Origin of the sequence: Flintibacter hominis, assembly GCF_014287965.1 — a bacterium.
Lineage (GTDB): Bacteria > Bacillota > Clostridia > Oscillospirales > Oscillospiraceae > Lawsonibacter > Lawsonibacter aceti.
Genome location: NZ_JACOPO010000001.1, coordinates 397,527 through 420,258 on the forward strand (window position 1 = coordinate 397,527; position 22,732 = coordinate 420,258).

Below are 22,732 nucleotides of genomic sequence, written 5' to 3' on the forward strand. Positions count from 1 at the left end.
AGAAACTCCTTATCCAGCGGCGGAAAAGAATGCCTGGATAGCCCCATGGTCCGCCTGGACCGAGCCCTGGACAAAGCCGGGCTTGCCGCCACCACGGCCGTTGAGGCTTTGGTTCATCTCCTTGGCAAAGGCACGCAGGTCGCCCTCCAGTTGGCCAACGGCGTACTTGTAGCCCTGACCATCCACGCCGGAGAAGCAGGCACACCGCCCGCCACAAGTCTGGAGGACGGCGTCGCACAGGCGGCGCAGACTATCAGGGGTCAGGCCCTCCTCAAAGAGAAGCACATCTCCTGCCCCAGTGAGCTGACGGGCCAGGGAAGCAAAGCGATCCTCCTCCATGGATAGAAGCCGGGACTTCAGAGCGGCGTTCTCCTCGGTCAGCCGCTGGACCGCTGCCCCAGTTTCAAAGGCCTTGGCAGACAGAAGGGTAGACACCTGGTGGTTCTGCGCTAAAATGCTGTTTACATAACGCAAGGCCCGACTGCCGCACACCAGTTCGATGCGTACCCCCTCACGAAACTTCTGAACGGACAGGAGCTTCACAAAGCCCACCTGGCCGGAGGAGGCCACATGGGTGCCGCAGCAGGCGCAGGTATCAGCGCCGGGGAAAGAAACGATTCTTACCCGGCCAGTCAGCGCCTTTTTGCTCCGGTATTCCAGTGTTGCCAGCTGTTCCGGAGAAGGGAAGGTGATGGAGATGGGGTGGTCTTCCCAGATATAGCGGTTGGCCGCCTCCTCCAGCTCCTGGAGCTGGTCTCCGTCCAGCAGTACGTTTAAATCGATGGTAATGAAGTCGCTCCCCATGTGAAAACCAACATTGTCGCACCCCCACTTAGCGTGGGCGATGCCGGACACGATATGCTCACCGGAGTGGTGCTGCATCAAATCGAAGCGGCGTTCCCAGTCAATCTGCCCCTCCACCTGAGCGCCGGGCTCCAAAGGGCCGTCACAGGTGTGGACTACCCGGCCCTCACGCTCGTGGACCTCCAATACCTGGACCGGCCCAAGGACGCCCAGGTCATAGGGCTGACCGCCCCCCTCGGGGTAGAAAGCGGTCTGGTCCAGTATTACGTCATAGCCTCGCTTGCCTTGTATACAGGACTCTACATGGGCGGAGAATCGGGTCAGAAATGGGTCTTGTTCGTAGAGCTTTTCCATGGTCATGTCCTCTCTCTATATTTTTTGTATCATAGCACACTGGGGTTGGAAAGGCAAATTGGAAAGATGTTTCGTTTGAGAATATGATTTCAGGTGGGCGGCAGGAAAGTTTAATGCGGATTTAATGCGGCGGCATTTTGCTTAATCCCATTTTTTTATGAAATGGAATAGGATAGGCTCATCCGAAAGGGCAGGATTCGGATAATAAAGTACAGAGGTGAGTCGTTATGATAGCTGATTATATGTTGCTTCGACTGGTGATTGCCACTATCGTTATTTTAGTAGCGTCTGTTCTGGCTCTGTCCGTGAAGCTGGTATCTAGGATAGTCCGGTCTGCCGCCCATAAGAAGTCTGTAAAGGCATATTCCTGGGACAGGAGTAAGACTGTTGCTCGTTAAAGAAGCGGCCTCCACATTTGTTTTCCCCATTTGGTCAGAGAGCCGGGACACAAGCCTGTGTTCCGGCTCTCTGTATTTGTGAGTGGGGAGAGCGTTCAACCAATACTGCCGAAGACAGCCCCCAAAACCAGAACCAGCAGGGTAACGCCGCAGAACAGATATTTTGCCATTGGATAGAACCAGGACCCAAGAGGCTTGTGGCGGGCCAGGTTTACCTGCTTGAGTACATAGTCCTTGCCGCATATCCAGAAGAACATGACCGCGGCCAGCAGGGCGCCGATGGGGCAGATATAGATGGAGCACACGTCCATCCACTGGGAGACGATAGGGGCGATGAGCAGGCCCACTCCAATGCCGATGGCCCCGATGATGCCGACGGCAGCGGGCCTTGGCAGGTGGAACAGCTCCTGGAGGGTGGCGGTGGGGGCCTCAAACAGATTGACCAGAGAGGTCAGAGCAGCGAAAACCACCGCGACAAAGAATACCACCAGGATGACTGGCCCGCCGGGGATTCCGCGGATCACATTGGGGAGGTAGATGAACATTAGGCCCGGACCGCTCTCGTTGAGCTGCTGGCCCGCCACCGCCATTGCGGGAATGATGACCAGAGCGGCCAACAGGGCGGCACAGGTGTCAAAGAGGGCCACCATCTTGGCGTCAGAGGGGATGTCGGAGTCAGGGCTCAAGTAGGAGCCGTAGATCAGTGTTCCATTGCCGGCAATGGACAAGGAGAAAAATGCCTGGCCCAGGGCATAGACCCATACCCAGGGGTCCAGGAGCCCTTCAGGGCGGAGGACGAAGATGTACTGATAGCCGGCGGAGGAGCCGGGCAGAGTGACCAGGTAGACGGCCAGACCGATAAACAGTAGAAAGAACAGGGGCGTCATGACTTTATTGGCCTTCTCGATGCCCCGGCCCACGCCGAAGGCCATGATGGCGATGGTGACCGCCATGCCGGCGATCTGCCAGCCCAGGTTTCCAGAGGCGGTGGCGCCAAAATTGGCGCTGAAGGCGTCTACTCCGTCCAGGGCGGACAGAGCGCCGGTGATGGACTGGGCGGTGTACTTGAAGATCCAGCCGGTGACCACAGAGTAACCGATGGCCAGGGCCAGGGATCCCAGGACCGGGATAAGGCCCAGTAGCTTGCCAGGCTTATCGGTGCCGAAGCGCAGCTTGGTGGCCTCGCCAAAGGCGTGGACAGGACCGGACCGGGTGGCCCGGCCGAAGGCCATCTCCCCGATGACGCCGGTGGAGCCGATGATAACCACAAAGATCAGATAGGGGATCAGGAAGGTGGCTCCGCCGTATTTTGACACCCGAGCCGGAAAGAGCCAGATGTTGCCCATGCCGACCGCGGAGCCGATACAGGCCAGAATGAAGCCCCACTTAGAGCCCCAGGAATCTCGTTTCTTCTCATGTTTCATGGATGTTCGATCACGCCTCTCTCTTTTTGACAGGGAAGGTCCTGCGCAGATGTAAGCATACCATATTATAGGAAAAAAACAAAGGGGTGAATTTTCGTTGACAGAGGGGAGGGATTGGGATAGGATGGAAGTAAAAGGTGCCCAAATTGAGAGAACGGAGGATGGAGCGGTGAACGACCTCTCGGTGGACCTGTTTTTTATGAAACAGCCTGAGCTGCTGCCCCTCTATTTGGAGATTGAGAGGGCTGTCCGGGATAGGCTGGGTGACTTTGAAGTGGTGGTACAGAAGAGCCAGATCACCTGGAAAGGTCCAGGCTCTTTCGCCGCCCTATGGCTGCCCCGGTGGAAAAGGCCGGACGGGCGGATCTATGTGGGGCTGTCTTTTTTTCTGGAATTTCAGGTGGAAAGCCCCCGCATCCCCTACTCGACAGAGCCCTACCCCAACCGCTGGACCCACCACACCTCGGTGGCCGATCTTGGCGAGCTGGATGAGGAGCTAATGGGCTGGCTCTATCTGTCCAAGGAATTTTCCGGGCGCAGGCGGCGGAGAAAGAGCTGAAAATCTTGCAATACCGGGCAACCTATTGTAAAATGATTCGAACGCCCTACGATAGACCCCATAAGGAAGGTGAGCATCCATGAGCATGACGGCTGTGAAGTCAGTAGACCCTAGAAGTCCGGCCCACCGGGCGGGTATCCGGGTGGGCGAAACGCTGACCCACATCAACGGCCACATGATCGTGGACGTGCTGGACTATAAATTTTACAGCTATGATCCCAGGCTGGAAGTGACCCTCCGGGAGCGAGACGGCTCCACCCGCACCCTGCGGATCCGCAAGGGGGAGGGGGAGGACCTGGGGCTGGAATTTGAGACCTATCTGATGGACCGGGCCCGCTCCTGTGCCAACAACTGTATCTTCTGCTTTGTGGACCAGATGCCCCCTGGGATGCGACCCTCTCTCTATTTTAAGGACGACGATGCCCGGCTGTCCTTCCTGATGGGCAATTACCTCACCTTAACGAACCTGTCCCCTCGGGAGGTGCAGCGGATTATCGACCTGCGGATCTCCCCCATCAACGTGTCCGTCCACACCACAGACCGGGCGCTCCGGGCGGAGATGCTGAAGAACCGGCGGGCGGGGGAGAGCATCGATATCATGGAGCGGTTTGCCCAAAACCACATCACCATGAACTGCCAGATCGTATCCTGCCCCGGCATCAACGACGGCCCCGCTCTGGATAAGACATTGCATGACTTGGCGGGGATGTATCCGGCGGTGAACAGCATCTCGGTGGTCCCCGTAGGCGTGACGAAATACCGGGAGGGGCTGTATCCCCTGTCCATTTACAACACAGAGACCGCCGGAGCGGTCATCGACCAGGTGGAGGGCTTTGCCGCCCGCCATCTGGAGAGGGCGGGGACCAGGCTGGCGTGGTGCTCGGATGAGTTTTATCTCCTGGCTGGCCGGGAGCTCCCGCCGGAGGAGTATTTTGAGGAGTTTACCCAGCTGGACAACGGGGTGGGGATGCTCACCCTGCTCTCCCGGGAGTTTAGCCGGGCGCTGGACCTGATGGAGCCGGAGGAGATGGCGGGCGCCACCCCGTTTTCCATCGCCACCGGGGTGTCCGCCGCCCCATATTTGGAGAGATTGATTTCCCAGGCCAGGGAGAAATGTGGTACAATAGAGGGCAGGGTCTATCCCATCGTCAACCACTTCTTTGGAGAGACCATCACGGTGGCCGGACTGGTCACCGGAGGCGATCTGATCCATCAGCTCAAGGGGCGGGAGCTGGGAGAGCGCCTGCTGATCCCGGCCAATATGCTCCGCTCCGGGGAGCGGGTCTTTCTGGACGACGTGTCGGTGGACGATGTGGAGCGGGAACTTGGTGTTCCTGTTACGGCAGTGGAGCAGGACGGCTATGAGCTGTGCGACGCAATCTGCGGACTGGAGATTACCCCTATGGCCCAACGCCAGAGCCAGGAAGAAACAGAATACTATCAATACAATCAAAGAGTGTAGCGGGGAGCCGAATGTGGAAAGACCGGCATATTTCAGGCCGCCCCTCGCCGCCGCGAAGGCCGCTTCTCCCATAACGACGTCTGGGCATTTTTTGCTGCATTCTCTTGCGCCTCCTCCCCACATCAAACCCGATTTGCTGGGCTTTGATAGGGGCATATGAAAGGATGATTACATGAAACCTCTTGTTGCTATTGTAGGCAGACCAAATGTCGGTAAGTCCATGCTCTTTAACAAGTTGTGCGGCCAGCGGCTGTCTATCGTGGAGGACACCCCCGGCGTCACCCGGGACCGGCTGTACGCCCAGTGTGAGTGGAGAAATCGCACCTTTGATATTGTGGATACCGGCGGCATCGAGCCGGGCACCGACGACCAGATCCTGGCCTTCATGCGGGAGCAGGCGGAGATCGCCATCTCCACCGCCACGGTCATTGTCTTTGTGTGCGACATCAAGACCGGAATGACCGCCTCCGATCAGGAGGTGGCCAATATGCTCCTCCGATCGGGCAAGCCGGTGATCTTGGCAGTCAATAAGGCAGACCAGACCGGGCGGGAGAACCCGGATATCTATGAATTTTATAACCTTGGGCTGGGCGATCCCATTGCCGTGTCCGCCCTCCATGGCCACGGCACCGGCGATCTGCTGGACGCCTGCTTCCAGTTCTTCCCCGAGGAGGAGGACGAGGAGGAGGACGACGACGTCATCAAGGTGGCAGTTATCGGAAAGCCCAACGTGGGAAAATCCTCTCTGGTCAACCGCATTTTGGGAGAGGAGCGGGTCATTGTATCCAACGTGGCAGGCACCACCCGGGATGCTGTGGACAGCGCGTTTGAGAACCAGCACGGAAAATATCTCTTTATCGACACCGCCGGGATGCGGAAGAAGTCCAGGGTGGATGACCGGATCGAGAAGTTCTCCGTCCTGCGCTCCACCATGGCCATCGAGCGCAGCGATGTGTGCCTGATCATGATCGACGCCCAGGAGGGAGTCACTGAGCAGGATACCAAGGTGGCCGGATTGGCCCACGAGGCGGGTAAGGCGTGCATTATTGTGGTCAACAAGTGGGACGCCATCGAGAAGGACGGCAAGACCATGGACAAGATGCGTCAGGAGGTCATGCGGGACCTGTCTTATATGACCTACGCCCCTATTGTCTTTATTTCCGCATTGACCGGCCAGCGGGTGGACCGGCTCTTTGAGCTTATTAACTATGTCAACGACCAGTCCGCCATGCGCATCACCACTGGAATGCTCAACTCGGTCCTGGCCGACGCCACCGCCCGGGTCCAGCCTCCCACAGACAAGGGGCGGAGGTTGAAGATCTATTATATGACACAGGTGGGCATCCGTCCGCCCCACTTCGTCTGCTTCTGCAACGACGCCCGGCTGTTCCACTTCTCCTATCAGCGATATCTGGAAAATCAGATCCGCTCCACCTTCGGCCTGGAGGGCACCCCTGTCCGGCTGACCGTGCGGCAGCGCAGCGATAAGGAGGAGTGATAATGGGTTCCGCGATTTTATTTTTCCTCACCCGGATGGATTTTTGGATCGTGGCAGTCATCTCTTATTTCTGCGGCTGCTTCAATGGGGCGGTGATCGTATCCAAATATATCCTGCGGGACGACGTGCGAAACCACGGAAGCGGCAACGCGGGGCTGACCAATTTCTACCGTACCTTCGGCGGCCCATTGACCTTTGTGGTTATTCTCACCGATGTGCTAAAGGCAGTGGTGGCCATTCTGATCGCGGTTAAAATTGGCGGCGGATATGACCCGCGCATCATGCCGGACTTCCCTTTGGATGGTGCTACGGTCGCCTATTATGTAGTCCTGTTCAAGTATTGGGCGGGCCTGTTCTGCCTGTTGGGCCATATGTTTCCCTGTATGTTCCACTTCAAGGGGGGTAAGGGCATCCTGTCCGGAGGAACCATCGCCATCATGATCGACTGGCGGATCGCTCTGGTCGTGTGGGGCGGCTTTCTCATCCTGGCCGTCCTCACTCGATATGTGTCCCTGGGTTCGGTGTGGGCTGGGGCCTCCTTCCCTGTGGCCACTTGGTTTGTTTACCAAGACTGGGTCATCACCCTGTTGGGGCTGCTGCTCGGCGGGCTGGTGGTCTATATGCACCGGGCCAATATCAAGCGGCTGCTCTCCGGAACGGAAAATAAGTTTTCTCTGCGTAAAAAGAAATGATATGACCGCGGGGGCGGCCCCATGGAGCTGCCCGCCCGGGGGCGCATCGTGCTGTGCCCCTACGAAATGAGACCGTGAACTGGAGGGCCGTCGTGGACACTGGCCCCTACAATATTACATTGGGAGGTAAACTCTGATGAAGATCACCGTAGTAGGCAGCGGCGCCTGGGGGACTGCCCTGGCCCTGCTGTTACTGGAAAACGGAAACGATGTCACTCTCTGGTCTTATCACCAGGAGGAGTCTAACCGGATGCGGGACACCCATGAGAACCCCATGCTCAAGGGAGTGCCTCTGCCGGAGGAACTGAAACTGACCACCGACCTATCCTCGGTCAAGGGATGTGGTCTGGTGGTGCTGGCGACGCCCTCCTTCGCCGTTCGAGCCACCGCAGCCCAGCTGCGGGAGCTGGTGGACCCAGGGACCATTGTTGTATCAGTGTCCAAGGGGATTGAAAAGGATACCTCGCTCCGTCTGAGTCAGGTCATCGAGGAGGAGCTTCAGGGCAAATGCCCTGTGGTGGTGCTGTCTGGGCCCTCCCACGCGGAGGAGGTGGGGCGCCGTATCCCTACCGGCGTGGTGGCGGCGGCGGACGAGCTGTCTGTAGCCCAAAAGGTCCAGGACCTGTTCATGAACCCCCGCTTCCGTGTCTATACCAGCGATGATAAGGTGGGCACCGAAATCTGCGCCGCCCTGAAGAACGTCATCGCCCTGTGCGCTGGCTGCTGTGACGGGATGGGCTATGGGGACAACACCAAGGCCCTGCTTATGACAAGGGGACTGGCCGAGATGGCCCGGCTGGGCGTGGCCCTGGGGGGCAGAAAGGAGACGTTTACCGGCCTGGCTGGCGTAGGCGATCTCATCGTCACCTGTACCTCCATGCACTCCAGGAACCGCCGGTGCGGTATCCTGTTGGGCCAGGGCAAAGAGATTCATGAGGCCATGCAGGAGGTGGGCGCCGTGGTGGAGGGCTACTACGCTGCTGCTAATGCCCAGGCCCTGGCGGAAAAGGCCGGAGTGGAGATGCCGATTGCCCAAGCCGCCTATGAGGTGCTCTACCAGGGCCGAGATGTCCACGCGGTCATCACGGACCTGATGGGCCGCGCCAAGCGGTCCGAACTGGATGAGAGCTGGAGCTAAGATCAAAAGCTAAAAGCCGCCTGTTTTTATAACAGGCGGCTTTTTTTACCACCCCGAAGCACAACGACCTGTACGCCGACATAGTATGGGGAAAACAGAAGCGGGCAGAACCCGCGGACAGGAGGGCGCATATGGACGATATTGGTACATTGATTATCAGGGTTTATACCTCGCGGGCACAGATTCCAATTAGCGGAGCCACCGTGGTGGTCACCCATGAGGGGAAGGGGGGCAGGCGGGAGCTGCTCTCCCTCCAGGTCACGGACAGCAGCGGAGCCATTCTGCCGCTCCAGATATCGACTCCGCTGCTGGGAGAGAGTACCGCCCCGCATACAGATGGCCCCGTCCCATTTGCCATATGCAGCGTGTGGGCGGAGCATCCCGGATACGCTATGCTCCAGGTAGATGGAGTCCAGATATTCCCAGGGGTGGAAACGACCCAGGACATGGAGCTGATCCCGCTGGCCGAGGGCCAGTCCAGCCTCCAGGTAAGGGACCAGCGGGAGATCACCGCCCAGAGCCTGTGAGGTGGAACAATGCCGGTCATCATCACTCCTTATATCCCAACCAACATTACGGTCCATCTGGGGCTGCCCAGCCAGTGGGCGGAAAACATCACGGTCAGCTTCCCGGACTATGTGAAAAATGTGGCCTCCAGCGAGATATACCCTACCTGGGAGCTGTCGGCCATCCGGGCCAATGTGTTGGCAATCATCTCCTTTGCTCTCAACCGGGTGTACACGGAGTACTACCGTAGCCGGGGCTATGAGTTTGATATTACCTCCACCACCCAGTACGACCAGAAATTCATCCGGGGGCGCAACTTCTTTGACAGCATCAGCCGGGTAGTGGATGAGATCTTTAACGACTATATCCGCCGTCGGGGGTTTGTAGAGCCTTTGGCCGCCAAATTTTGCAATGGGACCACCAGCACCTGCGACGGACTGTCCCAATGGGGCAGCCAGGACATGGCGAAGCAGGGAGCAAACTCTATGGAGATCCTCTACCGCTACTACGGCGACGATATCGAACTGGTGGTGGAAGCGCCGATCCAGGATATGACTCGCTCCTATCCCGGCTACCCCCTGCGGTTGGGGTCAGCGGGGGAGGAGGTCGTAGCGATCCAGACCATGATTAACCGCATCTCGCAAAATTATCCCGCGATTCCCAAAATTAGGCCGGTTACCGGCGCTTTTAATGAGAAGACAGAGGAGGCCGTCAGAAAATTCCAGCGGATATTCAATTTAACCGCGGACGGAATCGTGGGAAAGGCAACCTGGTATAAAATGGTCTCTCTCTATGTGGGTGTCACCAAACTGGCTGAACTTATCAGCGAGGGCCAGACCTTTTATGGGATCGAGTTCCAGTTCCCTGGGACTCTGCGGGAGGGGGATACTGGTCCTGAGGTCCGAGTCCTGCAATATATGCTGGCCGTGATGGCGCAGTTCGACGAGGCGTTGCTGCCCATCGAGGTAGACGGGGACTTTGGACACAACACAACCCAGGCTGTCCGGCAATACCAGGGCCTGGTTGGGCTTACGATTGATGGGGTGGTTGGGGAGGTCACTTGGAACTCCATCTATGGCCACTTTGCTCTGGCGGACCAGTTCATGCGCCGGGATATGGTCCGTTTCCCCAGAACAGCCACTGAGATTATGCCGGCCTCGGTTATCAATGTAGGCTCGGATGCCAGCAGCTATGCCGACACCCCACGGGTCGGGCAATTTCCAGGGGAAACTGTGCGGTTTGGCCAGACGGACCGGAGAGGAGAGGTGTTGGTATGACACGAGATGAACTGGAGCGGGAATTGCTGGCACAGCCGGTCAGAAGTCTGCAGTATATGCTGCGGAGGCTGTCGCTGCAATATCCCTTCCTGCCTGAGATTGTGGCGGATGGTGTGTTTGGCGAACGGACTCTGGAGGCGGTGATGCTCTTTCAACGGGAGCTCCATCCTCCAGTGACCGGCATGGTGGACGAGGAAACTTGGAACGACATCCGGGAGCGGTGGATCCTTCTCGAGCGGAAGCTGGCAGAGCCCCGGCCGGTGCGCCTGTTCCCCGGACAGGAAGCCCGGGTCTATCCAGGAAATGAGCAGGAGTTCCTAATCATTCCACAGGCGATGCTCCGAATACTGGCCCGATATTTCGATGGGATTACGGCAGATCAGGCAGACGGGCTTCATGGGCCTGCTTCGGTGGCCAATACCCGCTGGCTCCAGAGGGCGGCGGGGCTAGAGGAGAGCGGGATCATGGACCGGCAGACCTGGGAATTGCTGGGCCGCCTGTACGAGATGTTTGTGGTCAAAGAGAGAAAACAGCAGGACAGCAGCCGCTATCAGGGCAGGGGGTGAGCTCCCTGCCCAAAAAATAAAATGAAAAAAGTTGAAAAAGGGGCTTGCTTTTTTTTCTCCGGTATGCTAATATATACAAGCTGTCTGACTGATGAAAATTCTGGCAGCTCTTTCCGGGTGTGGCGAAGTTTGGTATCGCGCTTGAATGGGGTTCAAGAGGCCCCGAGTTCGAATCTCGGCACTCGGACCATGCGGAGTGTCCTTATAGGATTTGAGTATCCTACAAAGGACACTCCGCATTTTTTATTGTTAAAATTGGGGCGGCACCGTTTTCATCGAACAGCAGCCAATCCCGGATGCACAGGAGCTTTACCTTGTGCCGGGTGAGCAGGTCAATGTAGCTTTTGGTCATGCCCCACTCCCGGCCTATCCGGGTCAAATTATGGACTAACTCCACATCTACCTTGCCAGCGACCACGGCATCGGTCACTTTCTGGAGCGCCGGGCGGTCTAATGTGAGCCCGCTGCCGTATTCGTCCGCAGCGCCGATGATGGTATATCCCGCCTGCTTTGCGTAGAGCTGGAGCAGAAACCGCTGGTGTTCCAATGCGAAAGAATCGTCATGGGCGACACGGCAATAGAGAAATGCCCTCATATCCCACACCACCTTTACACCGCCGGGGCGTAGCTTAATGCTACGCCTTTTCTCGTTTCCAGCAGAATATCCCGCTCGGGGATTTTCCGGCGATCCGGCACCTCAAAGGCACCGATGCAGTTGTAGTGGATCGTCACCCGCTGATTGGTAACACCGTCCTCCTTGACCGCAGGATAGGCCTCGATATATTCAATGAGTTCGGCAACCATGCGCTTGGTGATGGTGGTCGCGTCGGTGTAGCGGTGCACCGTTTCCAAGAAGGTGTCTACATCCATCCGCTTATCTTCTAGCTTTTTCAGCTCCAGCCGCAGCGCCTTGATTTTCTTGGCGTTTTCGCCTTGCTCCTGTTCGTACCGCTTGGACATTTTGGCGAACCGGGCATCGTCGATCTTGCCGGAAACATTGTCCTCATAGAGCCGTTCAAAGAGCATATCCAGCTCCCCGTCCCGGGCCAGCAGCCCGTCCAGCTCCCGCTTCTTGCGTAGCCGGTCATTTTCCGCTATCTTGGCGGAACGGCCCACCATCGCCTTGATAAAGTCGTTTTCGTACTCGTTGGCGAAGCAGGCCAGCCGGTGTACCTCGTAGAGCACGACCTGCTCCAAGAAGTCCAGCCGGATATAGTGGGTAGACGAGCATTTGCGGAGCCCGGAATTGTGGTTCTGGCAGCTAAAGAACTTAATATCGTGGTTGCCTTGGTTAAAATGGAAATTCAAATTGCCGCCGCACTCCGGGCATTTCAGATAGCCGGAAAAGACGCTGGGCTCTTGGGTAACAGTGGGGCGCTTGCGCCGTGTCCCGGCTTTTAACGCCTGTACCTTTTCCCAAGTTGGTCGGTCAATGATAGGCTCATGGACATTGAGGAAGATTGCCCGGTTCTCCTCCGGGTTCTCAATCCGGCGCTTCATTTTATAGGATTTGGAATAGCTTTTGAAGTTGATGACATCACCGCAGTATTCCTGCGTGGTCAAAATCTTCTTGATTGTGGTGTGTCCCCATTTTGTGGGCTCCACGGTACTTTTGGAGCCGCCTCTGCTTGTACCCCTGCTGCGCCAGTAGTAGGTCGGGTTGACGATCCCATCCGCACCGAGGGCGGCGGCGGTTTCAGCCAGCCCGTAACCGTCCAGCGCCATGCGGTAGATACGGCGTACCACCTCAGCGGCCTCCGGGTCAATCACCCAAAAACGGGGATCGTCCGGGTTCTTTATGTAACCGTAGGGCGGCGGTGAAAGCGGAATCCCAGCGTTGCCCTTCATCTTGTTGACGATCCGGCGCTTCTTGGAAATGTCTTTGGCGTAGTATTCATTCATAATGTTTTTGAACGGGGTGAAATCATCTTCGCCCTCGTCGCTGTCCACGCCATCGGAAACGGCCACCAGCCGCACATCATGGAGCGGGAAAAATTCCTCGGTGAGCTTGCCCACCTCAATGTAGTTCCGGCCCAGCCGGGAGAGGTCTTTCACAAACACCGCCGAGATGTACCCGGCCTCGATTGTGGCGATCATTTTCTGAAAGCCGGGGGCGCTTCATGGTAGTGCCGGTGATCCCGTCATCCACGAAAAAGATAGTGTCCGTGTAGCCCTTGTCCTTAGCGGCCTTTTGAAGTATTTTCTTTTGGTTCTGGATGCTGTTGGACTCGCTGTCCATATTATCGTCACGGCTCAGTCGGCAGTAGAGAGCGGCTGTGCCGGTAGAGATTTTCTTGCTTGACTGTTTCAAAATATCCTCCTTCCTGCAATCAAGCAAGAGGTTCTTATCTATGTATATTATACCTCTGCCGACTGCCCGTGTTAAGGATGTCGATGGAACAGTTAAGCTGGCTCCAAATCGGCCAGCATCAGCTTCAACAGGATGTCACGCATGGACTCGCCTTTGTCCTTGTAGATGGGGTGCTGCTTCAAATCGTACTTCTTGGAGTAGAACGGGGGCAGGCCCCGGAGCTGCAAGATGCACCTGTCGCCGGGCATGGTGGCAAGCTCGCTGGGGGTCATCAGCTCCCGGCCCAACCGCTGGTTGTTCTGGCTGTAACTTTCCGACTGGCCCCGTGTCCGCCCATCCGTCTGCATGGAGATCGTGGCCTTACCCAGCCAGTTTTCAGATATTTCTTTGATGGTGCTGGACTCACGGCCACCCAAAAACACCACGCTGTCCATGTTGCCGAGGATGGTTTCAGCGTTCTTGTCATAGATGGCCTTGCATTGGGCCAACTGCTGATAAAAGAGCGTCAGACTGACCTCCCGGGAGCGGATAACGGCCACCAGCTTTTCAAGGTTTGGCACCTGTCCCGTGTTGGCCGCCTCGTCCCACAGCACCCGCACATGATGGGGTAGGCAGCCTCCGTGAACATTGTCCGCCCGTTCACACAGGAGATTGAACATCTGCGAAAAGGCCAGCGCCACCAGAAAATTGTAGGTGCTGTCGGTGTCGCTGATACAGAAGAAAGTTGCCGTGCGCCTGTCGCCCATGCGGTCAAGCTCCAGCTCGTCATAGGACATGATCTCCCGGAGCTGGGGGATGTCAAAGGGGGCCAGCCGGGAGCCGCAGGAAATCAAAATGCTTTTTGCCGTTTTGCCGCTGGCCAACTTGTATTTCTTGTACTGTTTCACCGCAAAGCAATCCGGCTTGCGCTGCTCCAGCCCCTTGAACATATAGTCCACGGCGTTGAGAAAGTCCTCGTCATCCTCCTTTACTTCCATGCCGGAGATCATGTCAACCAGCGTATTCATGTTGCGCTCCTCCTCGGAGCCCTCAAAAATGATGTACCCCAGCAGGGCGCAATACAAAAGCGTTTCGGCCTTCGTCCAGAATGGATCGCCTTCTTTGCCCTCGCCCTTGGTGTTGGAGATCAGGGCGTTTACAAACTTCAAGATGTCCGCTTCATTTTTGATGTAGGCCAGCGGGTTATAGTGCATGGACTTTGAAAAATCTATGCTGTTGAACACCTTGATCTTGTACCCCCGCTGCTGGAGAAAGTGGCCTACTTGCCCGAGAACACCTCCTTTCGGATCTACACAGACATACGAGGAATGAGCTTGGAGCAGCTGGGGCGTGAGCCAGAAGCGGGTTTTGCCGGAGCCGGACGAGCCGATGACACAGGCGTTGAGGTTGCGGGCGTTGGCCGGATTTTTGGGCCGGGTATTGATGGTGAGCAGCTCCGTCCCGGTGAGAATGACATTGTTTTCAAACTTGGGATCGACAAAGGGCTTGATGTCCTTTTCCGTTCCCCACCGGGCGCTGCCGTACTCGATGCCCTTGCGGTATTTGCGGGCGTTCTTGCCTTTGGCATACACCGCCAGCCGAACAATGACCGCCCCGGCGATACCTGCCAGCAGGTCCAGCGGATGCAGGCTTGGTGTCGCATAAGAAAACGCCGCTGTAAAGCCCTGGCTTAAATTCAGGAACTTTTCAGAGGCGTCAAGGCCGGGCGCAAGGCGCACCGCCTGGCAGAGCTTATCAAAGAGATAGACGAACAGCAAATACGGGAGGTTGAGGAGCAGTTTCTTTTTCCAGTCAACCGTCATAATTCCACACCCCGGTCTCTGGTCTTGACCTTCTCCCGCTGGCGGTGCTGGGCTTTGGCCTGCTGCTTTGCCTGCTCCAGTTCCTTGCGGATGGAGGGCTTTTTCTCTTTCTCCAGGTTCTTTGCGGAGAACTCCCGGAAGGCCGCCGTGATGACGTCGGCATCCCGGCCCTTGAAGAACACCAGATAGCGGGGTATCTCTCCGCTGGTGTCCTTTTTCAGCGCGAAGTCAATGCCGTACTTCTTGGCGGTGGCGGAAAAAGCCCGGATGTTTTGGTCGGTGATCTCGATGTTGGAAACGCCGGTGTTGTGCTTCATAAGCTGCCGGATGGTCTGCTTGCCGTGGTGCAGCTTCGTCTTGTGGCCGGTCACTCCTTTCTGCATCTCGTCCAGCACCTTTTTCATAGCCTGTTGCAGCATCCCGGCTGATAGCTTGGTGGCCTCCACACAGAGGGCAACGGTGCGCTGGGTGACTTCTTCCTGCATATAATCACTTCCTCTCAGTTTGAAAAATGTTCTCAGTATGTTATGATTAAAACATACTGGAGAAAAAGGGGGTGATGCTTTATGTCAACTACGGGTTCACGTCTGGAAGTATTAAGTACGCTTGCCGGATTCATCAGCTCGTACCTCGCTCTCATGCGAGGTGTAGTACAGCAACGCAGAGCAAAGCATCATTTTTTCTGTTTGTCAGCATTTAATTGCTGTTGAATATGAACCCCAATTCCTTCAGCAGAACTGGCAGCTCATTGAGCTGCCAGTTTGTTTTTTCCGCCATATAGGTCGTGGTTTACCAGGGACGCATAGTAGCTGTTGATGGTGGCCGGGGCGTTATACAGGGCAGCCAGCAGATATTTCTTGATGTTGCGGACATAGGTGGTGTTCTCCCGCATCCGGTCCAGCACATACTCGATGTGGGAACTATTCAGCTTCAGGAACCGGGATTTGACCACCTCCGCCGGATAGTCGTCCCCGGCAATGCGGATCGTCTCCCTGCGGGAACATACAGTATCCACCATGAGCTCCACCAACTCATTCAGCATATCCCGATCCAGCCGGTCATCCCGGCATAGATAGTCATACTCGATATTCTCCAAAATCAGCTCCCGATAACTCTCTCGCTCCCGCATCCAGTCCCGTCCGGTCCGTTTGACCCCTGCGGGGGCTTGGGGGCTTGATTGGATAGGATTTGATCCTTCCGTACTTGGTGAATCAGTATTTTGTTCTTCAGGATTTCTTTTCTCTTTATTTAATTGCGGCCGGTTTTCCAGACATGGGTTATCCATATCCGGGTTTTCCGTATCTGGACAAGCCGTATCCGGCTCGTCCTCACACGGCTGGCCCGTGTCCGGGGGATGGGGTGTCTCGTAGATGACATACTCTACATCCACGATCTTGCCCTTGCTGTCTCGCAGCCGATTGCGGATTATGTACCCGGCCCGTTCCAGCTCCTTTAGGGCTGATCCAATGCTGTCCGTTCCTTCCTTGCAGATTTTGGCCAGGCCCCTGGTGGTGTAGTTCCAGTCCTCCGGCAAGGACAGCATCATGGAGAGCAGCCCTTTGGATTTTAAGGACAGTCCCGCGTTCCGCAGGTGGTGGTTGGACATCACCGTGTAGTCGCGGGTTTTCTCAATGCGAAATACCGCCATCATATCACCTTCTTTCGACGGTTAGGAAAAGTGTTTGTTTTCGGGGAAAATACGGCCTCTACGCCGCCCGGATAACCCGGAGGGGAAAACCTATGGGCGGTGACCTTTGGGCTGACTGTAGAGGAAAAAACATGGGATTTTCGACTCCTTTCAGGGCAGTGTTGATTGGTTAGTATATTAGGTTGTTTATGATCACTAATAAAACAAACTTTAATAATAAAGATGCTATAGAAATATACCTATAGCATCTTTGCTCTATATATTTAAAGCAATCCACAGAGTACTATGTTGCTTCGGTTTGAAAACGATGATATGATATATAATAACTATAGAATATAATTGGTTGAGTACATTTGACGGTTCTTTTTCGTAAAATTAGCAAACACTCGACTTAACATTTTAATAGGATTAGGAGTTTTAAAAATGAATATTAAATATCCACCTAAACCATCAACTATTAAGGAAAGTATAAAAACAGCGGTAGAAAATTTTTGTAAAACATTTCATCCGATCGAACAAGATATATATATTTTCCAGGATGAAATTACAAAGGCTCTGTTTTGCGAATGTCACATTATGGCAAGTTCTGTCGTTTCATTAGGCACTATTGATGTTCCTCTAGATGCCGAAAATCAATCTGAATACAGAGCAAATCGTGATGTAGTTGAGGATAATGCGGCATTTCTTCAAATGAAAGATGATGCACTAAATAAAAGAAGTTTTAGTAATATTGTTGCTGAATACGATACTACATTTGACAAAGAACATCCTTTAAAAATAATTGGAGGTCAGCATCGGTTTATAGCTATATCTGAGGCTCTAGAAAAAGGAATTGATCAAATTCACGGGGTAAAGGTATATTTTGGTCTTAATACTAATCAACGTCTTGATGTCCAGCTTATTTCAAACACAAATATTGCTGTTTCTACAGATCTCCTAGATAGAATGTTAGAAACAGTAAAAGGTCCCCAACTTAGAATGTGGTGTCAAAAAGCAGGGCTATTAAACGAGCATGAAGACTTTGCGGATAAAAAACAACGCGGAAGCCGCATTACTGTTCGTAGTGCCAGAACATTTATCATGAGTTACTATGAAGGAACAAAAATAACCTCCCGGGATTTTTCTAATAAAAGGACAACACCGATATTAGCAAAAACAGGTGGAGTAGACGATGAATGGGAGCATTTAAAAAGCATTCATCCTGAGATGTGGGAAGATAAGAAACTGCTAGCAGCCGGAAAAGCATTCTCTGAATTGGTTCAAAAACAGAAATCCGTTTTTACAAAAGAAGATGGGAAAATTTCAAATCGTGACTATGCCGATAAAGCTTCAAGTTATGCTATTGTTGCTGCTTGGGCATTTGTTGCAGGTGTTCTAAGTGACAATAAAACTCGGCTGGACCGGCATTACGCTCTTTCTAAGGTCGAAAAGACTGATCCTCTCAATGCCAAAGTTCTCGCGCGTGCAAAACACAAAACTGATCCAGACAATTACAGGGGTTTAGGTACACGAACAGATGCAAAAGAACGAGGCCGTTTAGCTGAATTGTTTTTTTTGCAAGCTGAAAAAGGAAGCGGAATTACAAAAGAACTGGCAGATGCTGCTATTAAAAAGTACTATGCTAAGCAAGCACTGCTAGAGGCTCAAGAGGCAGAGAGCAAGGTGTAATTATGACCGATTTTGATTCATTTTCAGACCAATTATTGGAAGAATCAAAGGCACTTCTGGAAAAAGCTAAAACAGATGAGCCTTTTACTCAAAGCGCGTATTTACATTCAAGTCTCTTGCTAGCTATAAGTGCCCTAGAGGCTTGTATCAACTCTATTGTTGAAGAAATACTAATTGAACCTTATAGGACACGATACACGGTATATGAGCAGGCATTGTTACTTGAAAAAGACGTTAGATTTGATCGCGGAGAATATATCCTTAGCAATGGATTGAAAATTTCCCGTATTACTGATCGAATCGAGTTCCTTTATTATAAATATACCGGCAAAAAACTAGATAGAACTTATCCCTGGTATGCAACTCTAAAGCAAAGCATTGATTTGCGAAATAAACTTGTTCATCCGAAGGAGAACATACAGCTTACAATAAAACAAGTTGAAATGTCTATTTTATCAGTAGTCAACACAATAGATGAACTGTATAAAGCAGTTTATCAACGCAAATTTCCTGCCGTTGATAGAGGCATTGCATCTAAATATACTATTGGCGACTAGTAGAATCGGGCGTTCAAATACTACTAATAAAAATGGCTATAGAAGATTCTATAGCCATTTTCTTTAATCAGCTACTTTATTCTATACATCCTCCATCTTCAACCAATCCTCAAAGGACTTTCTGGAGATGCGGATCATGTTGCCGATGCGGATCGTCTTGAACAATCCGGAGTTGGCGAGTTTATAGGCCGAAGCGCGGCCGATACCGAGAATGGCTGCGATGTCATTCACGGTGTATGTTCTGCTTTGGGGCGTTCCTTTTTCGTTGGTGCTCATAAAATGATCCTCCCTGCTAATAGCATTTTGAAATGGCCCCTGGAAGCCCTCTGTCACAAGGGGTTCCTGCTAATACCTTGCTAATACGACATTTGAAAAGCCGTTGTAAGGCAGCATATTTCAGGGGAATTTGTGCAAATTGACCTGCCTCCAAGCAGCACAATTTACGAAGAAACAACACGGGAAGATATGATATGAACAATTTACGAAATGGTACGCCGTACTCCTAACGGCTTCGAACGATTAACGGTCTCTTTATCTAAAGTACTTTAGTCCTCTCCTTTTTCCACAGTAACGTAAAGCACTGTATTTTACTAAAGCATCCCTGCAGTACGATATAGAATCTGCATACACAGCTCTTTAACATCGCACATATTTTATAGACAGTAGGTTCAATTTCCGAATTCTTGTCTGCATAATGAGTGCACAACACAAATAGAAGCGCGTGGCATATTGATGGCCATACGCTTCTATTTGATCTTTATTCATTCATGATTGGCTATAGGCACGCAGCATTACAGAGCTGATATTTCCTGCCCGAAGACTCTTTTGCTTTCAGCACAAACGATACGGGTTTTCCTTATCTTGCTACAGCGGCAATGTCACAGTCATCTAAATAGCATTTCATTCCACATTCATTACAAGTTCTTCCCTCATGCAATCTGCATATTTTCAGAGTTTCTGTCTCCTGTGGCAAGTCATCTTCTTTTTCGTACACGGTGTAATATCGCAAACCTTGTTTACGCAAAGCTTTTGCAATTTTCATTTTTCGAGGCTGCTCCAATGTGCTTTTGTAAACCTTTCCGCCATAGTTGTGAATTCGCATTACGCTATACATAAACTTGATATTAATATCCTGTAGATTACAGTCGTTCTTTACCAGGAATTGGTTTAGAATTTCAATGCTTTAGGGTATAAGCCATAAAATGGACATGCTTTTGATTCTGAAAGTGGTTGGCGATTGTGACCCATTTCTCTAGATAATCCACACTGTAAAAGTCCCCACTCTCATGGATTCGGTAGATAATTTGTATGCCCTGGGTACGATTCATATTCATATAGTATTGAATCGCACCCTGAATCTGTTTTTGCACCTTATCTACTAAGTCATCACATCGTGTGGCCTGGCAATTTTTTTCTCTTCCGCTATACACAATTTTTTCGCGTCCTTTTTGCCTTCGGTAGGCGTAGCAAATCTCTTTACAGATTTCCGGAGCTTCAACGCAAATATTAGGGCATGCCTTATTAATATTTCCTTGATTATTACGAACCGAGATTGCCGGTATGTTAAAAATGCGAACAGCATAAAGCGGAGTACTCGGTAGGAATTGGTTCCCATTAGCAAAAAAGCCAGCCATTATACAGATTCCCATCCTTACAGTTTGTACAAATACTTTTAATACTAATGATAGCTTGACTATGCTCACCATCCGTTTGTCGTACTAATTATAGCATAAAAGGATTCCGGCTCAAAACGATTTTCACAGGCTGTCTGTTCTCGTTTCAAGCGTGGATGTGGTCCACGGCTTGCCGCATTCCAAGAGCATATTCCAGTGACTATGAGATCGAGGTTGCGACATATTGATGCCAGCAGGAATTCATGATACCATATCCATATATATTTTGTGATCGAGGTGAGGGCCATGTCGCCGGAAACTATTCAGATGATTCTTGATTTCAGAGACCGTCGAAATTGGAAACAGTTTCACAATCCCAAGGATCTGGCACTGTCCATTTCTCTGGAAGCCGCAGAGCTTTTGGAGATCTTTCAATGGAGCGGTTCTGATTTGGAGTGCACAAGTAAGCGCAATCAGATTGCAGAAGAACTCGCAGATGTGATTAACTACTGTGTCCTGATGGCTGACCGGTGTGGTTTGGATTTGGACGAAATCGTGCAGAAAAAAGTTCAAATCAATGAGAAAAAGTACCCAGTGGATAAAGCATACGGGAAGAGCGGCAAGTATACAGAATACCAGAAGGGAGACGAGAAATGCTGATTTATGTCTGCACAAAAGCACAATTTCTGAAAGATGTTTCCAGCGGCAGGATTGTTTCCATTCTCGAAGAGGCCTTCCGAAGAAAAGGGCTGCTTCATGACAATGACCGGGAATCCACCGCCTGGGAAAACTCACTTTCCGCTGTGGCCAATGTTTTGAATACCAAAGAGCTCCCCAATGATTTGCAGATTGCAGTAGAATATCAGATTCCCCAAACATCCAAGCGAGTCGATCTGGTGATTGCCGGAGAAGATATAGAAAGCCGGCCTCATTTGATTTTAGTGGAACTGAAACAGTGGACAGAAGCATTGGAGACAAGGCAGCTGGGGATTGTAAAAGCCTTTACAGGCGGACAGATTCGAGCTGTAGCGCATCCCTCTTACCAGGCATTCTCGTACGCCAAGACGTTGGAGAATTTCAATACAGCCATTCAGGAGCACCAGATTGGACTTCATCCATGTGCTTATCTGCATAACTACAGTCCTTCTAAGCGGGAGCAAATTTTTGCCTCGCAATATCAGGAAGTTCTTGATGCTGCACCTGTTTTCATCAAACGGGAAGAAACAAAATTCAGAAAATATCTTCTCCAATGGGTTCAGCGGCCCCCCAGAGAAGATATCCTTAAAACAGTAGATCAGGGAGAGATCCGGCCATCCAAAGCGCTGCAGGACGACCAGAAACGTACGATCATCATTGAGGGCGGCCCTGGTACCGGAAAAAGTGTGGTAGCCGTCCGGCTTCTGGTGGAGCTGATTTCAAGGCGAGGTCGGAACGCTCAGTATGTGACGAAGAATGCGGCTCCTCGAAATGTGTATTTCAAGGAATTGCGCCAGGAGCAGTATACGCTGGAGTATATCAAAAATTTGTTCAAAGGTTCGGGAAGCTACGTAAATTGCCCCAAGAATGCCTTTGACTGCCTGATTGCGGACGAGGCACATCGTCTGAATGAAAAATCCGGGATGTACCGGAGCAAGGGAGAAAACCAGATTAAGGAGATTATTGCAGCTGCTAAAGTCAGTGTTTTTTTCATTGACGAGGATCAAATCGTTACCACCAGCGACATTGGCTCTGTAGATGAAATCAAAAAGTGGGCTCGTAAATGCGGAAGCCAACTGTTTCGTCTGGAAGGTGGAGAGGATACACTGAAGTTGACCTCTCAGTTCCGCTGCAACGGAAGCGAGGGCTACATTTCATTCCTCAACGATGTGCTGGAGATTTCCTCCACCGCTAACTATGACGGATTTGATGGGGACTATGAGATCCGTGTTTATGAGGACGTCTGCCAGATGCGGGAAGATCTTCGACAGAAAAATTTGATCAACAATAAAGCACGGATGGTGGCCGGATACTGCTATCCCTGGCCCAGCAAGAATTCCAATGATCCCTCCATCTATGATATTGAACTGGAAGGCGCCTTTCGTGCCCGTTGGAATTTTAACTCCACAGATACCTGGGCCATTGATTCTGATTCCTTTGATTAGGTAGGGTGTATCCACACCGCCCAAGGCCTAGAGTTTGACTATGTGGGTGTGATTATCGGGCTGGATCTTCGGTACGAAAACGGGCATGTGATTACAGATCCATCCAAGAGAGCCAAGAGTGATCAGAGTTTGAGAGGTTTGAAAAAACGTCCCAATCCAGAGCTTGCAGACAGGATCGTACGAAATACCTACAAAGTCCTCTTGACCAGGGGGCAGAAGGGCTGTTATATCTACTGCCAGGACCCTGCTTTGCGGGACTATATGAAAAAACGGATAGAGAAAATGAATCTTCCGGAAGCCTGATATAAAAGAG

At 52.5% G+C, this 22,732-nt stretch carries 21 protein-coding genes, 1 tRNA gene and 2 pseudogenes; 14 read left to right on the top strand and 10 right to left on the bottom strand.

The window, feature by feature from the left end:
• Window positions 1-9: 9 nt before the first annotated feature.
• Window positions 10-1,158, bottom strand: coding sequence for an alanyl-tRNA editing protein (locus H8S11_RS01880; RefSeq protein ID WP_366460524.1), 1,149 nt, complete (start codon window positions 1,156-1,158; stop codon window positions 10-12).
• A 227-nt stretch (window positions 1,159-1,385) separates the two neighbouring features.
• Between H8S11_RS01880 and H8S11_RS01885 the strand changes: the two genes are divergently transcribed.
• Window positions 1,386-1,556, top strand: a complete 171-nt coding sequence (locus H8S11_RS01885; RefSeq protein WP_186851987.1) for a hypothetical protein — start codon at window positions 1,386-1,388, stop codon at window positions 1,554-1,556.
• A gap of 95 nt (window positions 1,557-1,651) precedes the next feature.
• On the opposite strand, the gene H8S11_RS01890 is transcribed toward H8S11_RS01885, so the two are convergent.
• Window positions 1,652-2,980 carry a sodium-dependent transporter gene (locus tag H8S11_RS01890; RefSeq protein ID WP_147571411.1) on the bottom strand — a complete coding sequence of 443 codons (1,329 nt, stop codon included), beginning with the start codon at window positions 2,978-2,980 and terminating at the stop codon, window positions 1,652-1,654.
• Window positions 2,981-3,104: 124 nt separating this feature from the next.
• Between H8S11_RS01890 and H8S11_RS01895 the strand changes: the two genes are divergently transcribed.
• The 9 genes from H8S11_RS01895 (at window position 3,105) to H8S11_RS01935 (ending at window position 10,869) form a co-directional block, all read left to right on the top strand.
• Window positions 3,105-3,539 (top strand): DUF5655 domain-containing protein, encoded by a 435-nt coding sequence (locus tag H8S11_RS01895; protein ID WP_147571410.1) that lies wholly within the window; start codon window positions 3,105-3,107, stop codon window positions 3,537-3,539.
• 79 nt (window positions 3,540-3,618) lie between these two features.
• Window positions 3,619-5,001 (top strand): DUF512 domain-containing protein, encoded by a 1,383-nt coding sequence (locus H8S11_RS01900; RefSeq protein WP_186851988.1) that lies wholly within the window; start codon window positions 3,619-3,621, stop codon window positions 4,999-5,001.
• Between the two features lie 172 nt (window positions 5,002-5,173).
• Window positions 5,174-6,499, top strand: a complete 1,326-nt coding sequence (gene der / locus H8S11_RS01905; RefSeq protein WP_186851989.1) for a ribosome biogenesis GTPase Der — start codon at window positions 5,174-5,176, stop codon at window positions 6,497-6,499.
• A 2-nt stretch (window positions 6,500-6,501) separates the two neighbouring features.
• Window positions 6,502-7,191 carry a glycerol-3-phosphate acyltransferase gene (locus H8S11_RS01910; protein ID WP_147571407.1) on the top strand — a complete coding sequence of 230 codons (690 nt, stop codon included), beginning with the start codon at window positions 6,502-6,504 and terminating at the stop codon, window positions 7,189-7,191.
• 136 nt (window positions 7,192-7,327) lie between these two features.
• Entirely contained in the window at window positions 7,328-8,329 is a 1,002-nt protein-coding gene (locus H8S11_RS01915) for an NAD(P)H-dependent glycerol-3-phosphate dehydrogenase (RefSeq protein ID WP_147571406.1), read from the top strand.
• A gap of 131 nt (window positions 8,330-8,460) precedes the next feature.
• Complete coding sequence (locus H8S11_RS01920; protein WP_147571405.1) at window positions 8,461-8,856, top strand: spore cortex-lytic protein; 396 nt, start codon at window positions 8,461-8,463, stop codon at window positions 8,854-8,856.
• Between the two features lie 9 nt (window positions 8,857-8,865).
• Window positions 8,866-10,113, top strand: a complete 1,248-nt coding sequence (locus H8S11_RS01925) for a peptidoglycan-binding protein (RefSeq protein WP_147571404.1) — start codon at window positions 8,866-8,868, stop codon at window positions 10,111-10,113.
• Window positions 10,110-10,679, top strand: a complete 570-nt coding sequence (locus tag H8S11_RS01930; RefSeq protein ID WP_147571403.1) for a peptidoglycan-binding domain-containing protein — start codon at window positions 10,110-10,112, stop codon at window positions 10,677-10,679. The genes H8S11_RS01925 and H8S11_RS01930 overlap by 4 nt, the downstream gene beginning before the upstream one ends.
• A gap of 113 nt (window positions 10,680-10,792) precedes the next feature.
• A tRNA-Pro gene (locus tag H8S11_RS01935) sits at window positions 10,793-10,869 on the top strand.
• Window positions 10,870-10,899: 30 nt separating this feature from the next.
• Here H8S11_RS01935 and H8S11_RS01940 read toward each other — a convergent pair.
• From H8S11_RS01940 to H8S11_RS01960, 6 genes and pseudogenes are all read right to left on the bottom strand, one after another.
• Window positions 10,900-11,274, bottom strand: coding sequence for a recombinase family protein (locus H8S11_RS01940; RefSeq protein ID WP_186851990.1), 375 nt, complete (start codon window positions 11,272-11,274; stop codon window positions 10,900-10,902).
• Window positions 11,275-11,288: 14 nt separating this feature from the next.
• Window positions 11,289-12,776: a recombinase family protein gene (locus H8S11_RS01945; protein ID WP_243200888.1), complete on the bottom strand. Its 1,488-nt coding sequence runs from the start codon at window positions 12,774-12,776 to the stop codon at window positions 11,289-11,291.
• Window positions 12,697-12,990 carry a recombinase family protein gene (locus tag H8S11_RS13835; protein ID WP_243200889.1) on the bottom strand — a complete coding sequence of 98 codons (294 nt, stop codon included), beginning with the start codon at window positions 12,988-12,990 and terminating at the stop codon, window positions 12,697-12,699. Before H8S11_RS13835 ends, H8S11_RS01945 begins: the two co-directional genes overlap by 80 nt.
• Before the next feature lie 143 nt (window positions 12,991-13,133).
• A pseudogene (locus H8S11_RS01950) lies at window positions 13,134-14,792 on the bottom strand (VirD4-like conjugal transfer protein, CD1115 family); the annotation flags it as partial.
• The gene (locus H8S11_RS01955; protein ID WP_186851991.1) at window positions 14,789-15,277 is read right to left on the bottom strand and encodes a PcfB family protein; all 489 of its coding nucleotides are present in this window, start codon (window positions 15,275-15,277) and stop codon (window positions 14,789-14,791) included. The pseudogene H8S11_RS01950 and the gene H8S11_RS01955, both read right to left, overlap by 4 nt.
• Before the next feature lie 260 nt (window positions 15,278-15,537).
• On the bottom strand, window positions 15,538-16,440 hold the full coding sequence (locus H8S11_RS01960) for a DUF6017 domain-containing protein (RefSeq protein WP_186852156.1): 903 nt from the start codon (window positions 16,438-16,440) through the stop codon (window positions 15,538-15,540).
• 423 nt (window positions 16,441-16,863) lie between these two features.
• On the opposite strand from H8S11_RS01960, the gene H8S11_RS01965 reads away from it, so the two are divergent.
• Together H8S11_RS01965 and H8S11_RS01970 are read left to right on the top strand one after the other, a co-directional pair.
• Window positions 16,864-18,108 carry a hypothetical protein gene (locus H8S11_RS01965; protein WP_186851992.1) on the top strand — a complete coding sequence of 415 codons (1,245 nt, stop codon included), beginning with the start codon at window positions 16,864-16,866 and terminating at the stop codon, window positions 18,106-18,108.
• 2 nt (window positions 18,109-18,110) lie between these two features.
• On the top strand, window positions 18,111-18,665 hold the full coding sequence (locus H8S11_RS01970; RefSeq protein WP_186851993.1) for a hypothetical protein: 555 nt from the start codon (window positions 18,111-18,113) through the stop codon (window positions 18,663-18,665).
• Window positions 18,666-18,746: 81 nt separating this feature from the next.
• Here the strand turns inward: H8S11_RS01970 and H8S11_RS01975 are convergent, their stop codons facing one another.
• The gene (locus H8S11_RS01975) at window positions 18,747-18,941 is read right to left on the bottom strand and encodes a helix-turn-helix domain-containing protein (protein WP_186851994.1); all 195 of its coding nucleotides are present in this window, start codon (window positions 18,939-18,941) and stop codon (window positions 18,747-18,749) included.
• A gap of 899 nt (window positions 18,942-19,840) precedes the next feature.
• Window positions 19,841-20,299 carry a GP88 family protein gene (locus tag H8S11_RS01980; RefSeq protein ID WP_186851995.1) on the bottom strand — a complete coding sequence of 153 codons (459 nt, stop codon included), beginning with the start codon at window positions 20,297-20,299 and terminating at the stop codon, window positions 19,841-19,843.
• Window positions 20,300-20,566: 267 nt separating this feature from the next.
• Here H8S11_RS01980 and H8S11_RS01985 point away from each other — a divergent pair, with 267 nt between their 5' ends.
• Window positions 20,567-20,938 (top strand): nucleotide pyrophosphohydrolase, encoded by a 372-nt coding sequence (locus H8S11_RS01985; RefSeq protein ID WP_436233170.1) that lies wholly within the window; start codon window positions 20,567-20,569, stop codon window positions 20,936-20,938.
• Window positions 20,932-22,722 (top strand): annotated as a pseudogene (locus H8S11_RS01990) (DNA/RNA helicase domain-containing protein). The gene H8S11_RS01985 and the pseudogene H8S11_RS01990 overlap by 7 nt, the downstream one beginning before the upstream one ends.
• Window positions 22,723-22,732: the final 10 nt, after the last annotated feature.

Bases quoted from the DNA above. Each gene is read 5' to 3' on its own strand.
- H8S11_RS01880 (WP_366460524.1), bottom strand. From the start codon at position 1,158: ATGGAAAAGCTCTACGAACAAGACCCATTTCTGACCCGATTCTCCGCC.
- H8S11_RS01885 (WP_186851987.1), top strand. From the start codon at position 1,386: ATGATAGCTGATTATATGTTGCTTCGACTGGTGATTGCCACTATCGTT.
- H8S11_RS01890 (WP_147571411.1), bottom strand. From the start codon at position 2,980: ATGAAACATGAGAAGAAACGAGATTCCTGGGGCTCTAAGTGGGGCTTC.
- H8S11_RS01895 (WP_147571410.1), top strand. From the start codon at position 3,105: ATGGAAGTAAAAGGTGCCCAAATTGAGAGAACGGAGGATGGAGCGGTG.
- H8S11_RS01900 (WP_186851988.1), top strand. From the start codon at position 3,619: ATGAGCATGACGGCTGTGAAGTCAGTAGACCCTAGAAGTCCGGCCCAC.
- der (WP_186851989.1), top strand. From the start codon at position 5,174: ATGAAACCTCTTGTTGCTATTGTAGGCAGACCAAATGTCGGTAAGTCC.
- H8S11_RS01910 (WP_147571407.1), top strand. From the start codon at position 6,502: ATGGGTTCCGCGATTTTATTTTTCCTCACCCGGATGGATTTTTGGATC.
- H8S11_RS01915 (WP_147571406.1), top strand. From the start codon at position 7,328: ATGAAGATCACCGTAGTAGGCAGCGGCGCCTGGGGGACTGCCCTGGCC.
- H8S11_RS01920 (WP_147571405.1), top strand. From the start codon at position 8,461: ATGGACGATATTGGTACATTGATTATCAGGGTTTATACCTCGCGGGCA.
- H8S11_RS01925 (WP_147571404.1), top strand. From the start codon at position 8,866: ATGCCGGTCATCATCACTCCTTATATCCCAACCAACATTACGGTCCAT.
- H8S11_RS01930 (WP_147571403.1), top strand. From the start codon at position 10,110: ATGACACGAGATGAACTGGAGCGGGAATTGCTGGCACAGCCGGTCAGA.
- H8S11_RS01940 (WP_186851990.1), bottom strand. From the start codon at position 11,274: ATGAGGGCATTTCTCTATTGCCGTGTCGCCCATGACGATTCTTTCGCA.
- H8S11_RS01945 (WP_243200888.1), bottom strand. From the start codon at position 12,776: ATGATCGCCACAATCGAGGCCGGGTACATCTCGGCGGTGTTTGTGAAA.
- H8S11_RS01955 (WP_186851991.1), bottom strand. From the start codon at position 15,277: ATGCAGGAAGAAGTCACCCAGCGCACCGTTGCCCTCTGTGTGGAGGCC.
- H8S11_RS01960 (WP_186852156.1), bottom strand. From the start codon at position 16,440: ATGGCGGTATTTCGCATTGAGAAAACCCGCGACTACACGGTGATGTCC.
- H8S11_RS01965 (WP_186851992.1), top strand. From the start codon at position 16,864: ATGAATATTAAATATCCACCTAAACCATCAACTATTAAGGAAAGTATA.
- H8S11_RS01970 (WP_186851993.1), top strand. From the start codon at position 18,111: ATGACCGATTTTGATTCATTTTCAGACCAATTATTGGAAGAATCAAAG.
- H8S11_RS01975 (WP_186851994.1), bottom strand. From the start codon at position 18,941: ATGAGCACCAACGAAAAAGGAACGCCCCAAAGCAGAACATACACCGTG.
- H8S11_RS01980 (WP_186851995.1), bottom strand. From the start codon at position 20,299: ATGGCTGGCTTTTTTGCTAATGGGAACCAATTCCTACCGAGTACTCCG.